This is a genomic window from Streptomyces sp. NPDC085524 (genome assembly GCF_044541755.1).
GTDB lineage: Bacteria > Actinomycetota > Actinomycetes > Streptomycetales > Streptomycetaceae > Streptomyces.
Genome location: NZ_JBITTH010000073.1, coordinates 1 through 1,982 on the forward strand (window position 1 = coordinate 1; position 1,982 = coordinate 1,982).

Annotated in this window: 1 protein-coding gene; it reads right to left on the minus strand. The window is 69.1% G+C overall.

Going from position 1 to position 1,982, the window contains the following annotated elements:
• Window position 1: 1 nt before the first annotated feature.
• The gene (locus ACIGFK_RS42440) at window positions 2-1,939 is read right to left on the minus strand and encodes an amino acid transporter (protein ID WP_400056157.1); all 1,938 of its coding nucleotides are present in this window, start codon (window positions 1,937-1,939) and stop codon (window positions 2-4) included.
• Between the last annotated feature and the right edge of the window lie 43 nt (window positions 1,940-1,982).

The following is a 1,982-nucleotide window of genomic DNA, read 5'->3' on the forward strand; positions in this document are numbered from 1 at the left end:
GTCAGCCGGCGTGCACGTGGGGGCGGCGGGAGCGGTCGGGTTCGGCCTCGCGGATGACTTCGCGGGTGACGGGGGCGACCTCGCCCTGGCCGAAGAGGAAGAACCGGAAGAAGTTGGCCATCGGGTTGCCCTCGGTCCACTCGAAGTAGATGTGCGGCCGCTGGCCGGTCTCGTCGCGGACGTGGAGCAGGAGGGCGGCCAGCGCGTTGGGGATGCTGGAGCTCTCCAGGGTCAGGACGCGGTAGCGGTCGTGGAGGACTTCGCCGCGCACCCGCATGCCGGACTCGAATTCGGAGGCGTCCACGACGGTGACCTCGACGAACATGACGTCGTCCTCGGCCGGGATGTCGTTGTCCGCGCGGATCTGCGCCTTCTTCTGCCGGTACTCCTCGAAGTCCCGGCTGTCGGGCTCGTTGGCGATGAAGCGGATCGTCCGGTTGGCGGTGTCGCGGATGAACCGCTGCGCCATGTCGTCGAACTCGATGTCCGTGACGCGCAGCTCGAAGACACGGGCCAGGCGCGAGAGGAGGGAGAGCGCCATGATGCCGCCGATGAAGCAGGCACCGATCTTCACGCCGTCCGGCCGCTCCACGACGTTGACGGCCGTGGTGTAGATGAAGACGGCCGAGATGATCCCGAAGCCGATGGTCCAGCCCCGCTCCCCGGCCCGCCGGGCCGCGATGGTCACGGCGACCGCCGCCGAGGTGATCAGGACCAGGACACCCGTGGCGTAGGCGCCGCCCTGCGCGTCCACGTCGGCGTTGAAGATCCAGGTCACCAGGAACGCGATCAGGGTGAAGACGATGACCATCGGGCGCAGGGCGCGGGCCCAGTGCGGGGCCATGCCGTAGCGGGGCAGGTAGCGGGGCATCAGGTTGAGCAGGCCGGCCATCGCGGAGGCGCCGGCGAACCACAGGATCAGGATCGTGGAGATGTCGTAGCCGGTGCCGAAGGCGGAGCCCAGGTACTGGTGGGCCAGGTACGCGAGGGCGCGTCCGTTGGCCTCGCCGCCGGGCTCGAACTGGGCGGCCGGGATCAGCAGGGTCGTGATCAGGCTGGAGCAGATCAGGAAGACGCTCATGATCACGGCCGCCGTGGTCAGCAGCTTCTTCGCGCCGCGGATCCGGCCGGCGGGCTTCTCCTCGCCGTCCGCGGGATCGCCCTTCACGTGCGGCATGACCGCCACACCGGTCTCGAAGCCCGACAGGCCCAGCGCGAGCTTGGGGAACACGACCAGCGCGATGGCGATCATCATGAACACGTTGCCGTGCTCGGCGGTCAGCGCGGCCGTCCAGTCCGTGATGACCTGCGGTGCGGTGAACACGTGCCACAGCCCGACCGCCACGACGACGACGTTCAGGCCGAGATAGGTGGCCACCAGCACCACGGCCACGCCGATGGCCTCGCTGAAGCCCTTCAGGAAGACCCCGCCGAGCAGCGCGATCAGGATCAGGGTGATCAGTACTTCGTGGCCGTGCAGGGTACTGGTGAGGTGCGGGTTCTCCACCATGTGCGCGGTCGCGTCGGCGGCGGAGAGGGTGATGGTGATCAGGAAGTCCGTCGCCGCGAACCCGAGCAGGGTCAGGACGAACAGCTTCCCCTTCCAGAACGAGAGCAGCTTCTCCAGCATCGCGATCGAGCCCTCGCCGTGCGGGCTCTCCTCGGCCACCCGCCGGTAGACGGGCAGCGCACCGAACAGGGTCAGCAGCACGAGCACGACGGTCGCCAGCGGCGACAGCAGACCGGCCGCGAGGAACGCGATACCGGGCTGGTAGCCGAGGGTGGAGAAGTAGTCCAGACCCGTCAGGCACATGACCCGCCACCACGGCCGGCCGTGCGGCTGGGCCGCCGCCTCCTTGGCTGCGGGCGAACTCGTCTGGGCGGTCAGGCCTTCCAGCATCCACGCGCGCAGGCGCGAAGAGCGGGCAGGGGTGGCCATCGTCGGGCGCTCCTGTCGTACGGCACGGGATTCGGCCATCGGA

Bases quoted from the DNA above. Each gene is read 5' to 3' on its own strand.
- ACIGFK_RS42440 (WP_400056157.1), bottom strand. From the start codon at position 1,939: ATGGCCACCCCTGCCCGCTCTTCGCGCCTGCGCGCGTGGATGCTGGAA.